1 protein-coding gene is annotated in these 4,010 nt (G+C 68.4%); it reads left to right on the top strand.

Annotation, left to right across the window (positions count from 1 at the left end; genetic code table 11):
- Positions 1 to 8: 8 nt before the first annotated feature.
- A partial coding sequence (locus AB0L58_RS42890) for an SDR family NAD(P)-dependent oxidoreductase (RefSeq protein WP_364397467.1) occupies positions 9 to 4,010 on the top strand: 4,002 nt, incomplete at its 3' end.

Raw genomic sequence — 4,010 nt, 5'->3', positions numbered from 1 at the left:
GCGGGGCGATGGTCGCTGTGGGTGCGTCCGAGGCCGAGGTGCTGCCCTTGCTGGCCGATGTCGATGGGGTGTCGATCGCCGCGGTGAATGGTCCGGCGTCGGTGGTGCTCTCCGGTGTCGAGGACGCGGTCCGCATCGTTGTCGACTCCTGCGTGGAACGTGGTTGGCGGACACACAGATTGCGGGTCTCGCATGCTTTCCATTCGGCGCTGATGGAGCCGATGTTGGCCGAGTTCGCCTCGGTGATCGAGGGTTTGGCCTTCTCGCTCCCGAGCATCCCGTTGGTGTCGACGGTGACCGGTGAGCGCGTCACCGATGAGATGACCGTCGCGTCGTATTGGGTGGGCCAGGTCCGGGATACGGTCCGTTTCGCCGATGCCGTTGCCACGATGGCCGGTTCGGGTGTCTCCAGATTCGCTGAGGTCGGGCCGGACGCCGTGTTGACCCCGATGGTCGCCCAGACTCTCGGCGATGCCACGGCGGTTGCGGTGACCAGGCGCGACCACGCGGACGCGGTGACCGTGACCAGTGCGGTGGCCGGATTGTTCGTGGCCGGTGCCGAGGTGGACCTGGCTGCCATCTACGCTGATTCCGGAGCGCGGCGAATCGACCTGCCCACCTACGCCTTCCAGCACGAACGGTTCTGGCTCGACGCCAAGCAGATGTTGGCCCAATCGTGGCTCGGTGCCGAACTGGGCGGCGTCACCGCGGTCGGGCTGGATGCGGCAGCGCATCCGCTGCTGGGTGCCGTTGTGCCGCACCCGGATTCGGGAGCGGTGAGCTTCACCGGCCGGTGGTCGCTGGATTCGGTGGCATGGCTGGCGGACCACAGCGTGCTGGGCACCGTGCTGCTGCCGGGCACCGGATTCGTCGAACTGGCCGGTCACGTCGGTGGCCTGCTGGGCTGCGAGGTGGTCGACGAGCTCGTCCTGCACACTCCGCTGACACTGACGGCCGAGGGCGACGTCTCCGTGCAGGTCGTGGTGGCAGCCCCGGACGAGACCGGACGACGGCGACTGAGCGTGCACTCTCGCCAGACGGCCGCGGGTCCATGGGTGCTCCATGCCGAAGGCGTGCTCGTCCCCGGCGACGGGGTGGCCGACTTCGACCTCGTCGCGTGGCCACCGGCCGGCGCGCAACCGCTGGACGTCGACGGCGCGTACGACGAGCTGCTCGATATCGGATACGGATACGGCCCCTTCTTCCAGGGGCTGCAGGCCGCGTGGCAGCGCGGTGACGAGGTGTTCGCCGAGGTCGCGCTACCGGATCCGAAGGACGCCAAGGGTTTCGGGATCCATCCCGCGCTGTTCGACGCGGCGCTGCACGCCGCGATCGTCCATGGTCTGCGTGGCGGCGTCGAGGGTTTCCCGGCGCTCCCGTTCAGCTGGAACCGCGTGGTGCTGCATGCGGCCGGCGCTGCCGCGGTGCGGGTGCGGATCGTGCTGCAGGGCGACCGGTTCGCGGTGCAGATGGCCGATGAGCAGGGGCAACCCGTACTGTCGGTGGGCGCGTTGATCCATCGGCCGGTGTCGGCCGATCGCCTGAGCGCGGACGGGGTATCGGGTGCCCTCTTCGGCGTCGAGTGGGTCGCTGCCGCGCCGTCCACGGCGAGCGTCGAGCCGGAACGGGTGGCGCTACTCGGCGGGCGCGACGGTGATCTCGCGGCATTGATCGCCGATCTGGACGCGAACCCCGACTCGGTCGTGCCCGGCCTCGTGCTGCTCGAGTGCCCCACCCACGAGGGTGCGCCGCCGGAGGCCGCCCGCCGGATCGCGAACGGTGTGCTCGACACTCTGCGCGGCTGGCTTGCCGAACCGCGTTTCGCCGGTTCGCGTTTGGTGGTGCTGACCAGCCGTGCGGTGGCTGTTGCCGGCGCGGAGCAGGTGGATCTGGGTCAGGCGCCGGTGTGGGGTCTGCTGCGTGCCGCGCAGGCCGAACACCCGGGCCGATTCCAGCTGCTGGATCTGGATGCCGACGGTGATCCGCTGGCCGCGGCGGCCGCCGTCGCGACCGAGCCGGAGGCTGCGGTGCGGGGTACCAGCGCGTACGTACCTCGACTGCGCCGTCACGCGCCCGGTTCGACCGTTCGGCTGTCCGAGCCGGGCACCGTGCTGGTGACCGGTGGTACTGGTGGTTTGGGCGCGGTGATCGCCCGTCACCTGGTGACCGAATACGGTGTGCGCCAGCTACTTTTGACGTCTCGGCGTGGCTCGGACGCTCCTGGGGCGGCCGAACTGCGTGCGGAGCTGACCGAGCTCGGCGCGGAGGTGACCGTTGCCGCGTGTGATGTGTCGGATCGGTCGGCGCTGGCCGTGTTGCTGGACGGTATTTCGGTTGAACATCCGCTGGTCGGTGTGGTGCACGCGGCGGGGACCTCGGACAACGGTCTGATCGAATCGATTACCGCCGACCGGGTCGACTATGTGTTCGGGCCCAAGGTCGATGCGGCGTGGCATCTGCACGAGCTGACGCGTGATGCGTCGCTGTCGTTGTTCGTCTTGGTGTCCTCGGCAGGCGGGTTGGTGCTGGCCGCCGGTCAAGCGAACTACGCCGCGGCGAACGTCTTCCTGGATGCGCTCGCGGCACACCGCCGGAGTCTGGGATTGCCGGCGACGGCTGTGGATTACGGGCTGTGGGCGCGATCGTCCGGGCTCGGTGTCGAGCTGTCCGAAGATGACTTCGATCGGATGCGTCGCCAGGGCTTCCCCCCGCTGACCGAGGCCGAGGGTCTGGCGCTGTTCGATGCCGCGATCGCGACCGATACCGCGCAGTTGGTGGCGCTGCGGGTCGATCCTGCGATGCTCCGGACGCGCGGCGAGCAGATCCCCGCTCTGGTCCGCTCGTTGGCACCCGCCCTGGCCCGCAGGCAGACCAGGACCGCTGCCGGCCAGGCTTTTGCGCTCGAGCTGGCCGGCTTGTCGGATGCGGATCGTGCGCGTGCTCTGCTCGATCTCGTTCGTTCGGTGGCTGCTGCCACGCTCGGGCATGTGTCGGTGGATGCTGTTGAGCCGCAGCAGGCTTTTCAGCAGTTGGGGTTCGATTCGTTGAGTGCGGTCGAGTTCCGTAACAAGCTGAATGCTGCGACGGGTCTGCAACTGCCGGCGACGTTGGTCTTCGATTACCCGAACGCGCAGGTTGTCGCCGAGTACATCGATTCCCAGCTCACCGGCGCCGCGGCGGTCGAAAAGCCCGTGATCAGCCGGGTGCGCACAGGCGACGACCCGATCGCGGTGGTGGCGATGAGCTGTCGCTACCCCGGTGGCGTGGCCTCGCCCGAAGACCTGTGGGACCTGGTCACTTCCGGCACCGACAGCACCGGCGAGATGCCGGCGGATCGTGGCTGGGATGTCGAGGGCATCTACGATCCCGAACCCGGTAAGGCGGGTAAGACCTATACCCGGCAGGGTGGATTCCTGTACTCCGCGGCCGATTTCGACGCGGACTTCTTCGGGATCAGTCCCAACGAGGCTTTGGTGATGGATCCGCAGCAGCGGATGTTGTTGGAGATTTCGTGGGAGGCGTTGGAGCGGGCCGGTGTGGATCCGGCGGTGCTGCGCGGCAGTTCGACCGGTGTCTTCACCGGCCTGATGTACCACGACTACGCCCAGCGCACCGGTACCGGCAGCGGCGCCGCGGGCAGCTTGGTTTCGGGCCGGGTGTCATATGTGTTCGGTCTGGAAGGACCGTCCGTCACCGTGGATACCGCGTGCTCGTCCTCGCTGGTCGCCCTGCATCTCGCCGCGCAGTCGCTGCGGTCCGGTGAGTGCGATCTGGCACTGGCCGGCGGCGTGGCGGTGATGGGGACCCCGGACATGTTCCTCGAGTTCGGCCGGCAGCGGGGCTTGTCGCCGGACGGCCGGTGTAAGTCGTTCTCCGACACCGCCGATGGTGTCGGGTGGTCCGAGGGCGCCGGTGTGTTGGTGTTGGAGCGGTTGTCGGACGCGCGTCGCAATGGTCATGATGTGCTTGCGGTGATTGCTGGTTCGGCGGTGAATCAGGATGGTGCGTCG

Origin of the sequence: Nocardia sp. NPDC052112, assembly GCF_040680135.1 — a bacterium.
Lineage (GTDB): Bacteria > Actinomycetota > Actinomycetes > Mycobacteriales > Mycobacteriaceae > Nocardia.
The sequence above is the reverse complement of the archived record's forward strand: the minus strand, read 5'-3'. Positions and strand labels throughout refer to the sequence as shown.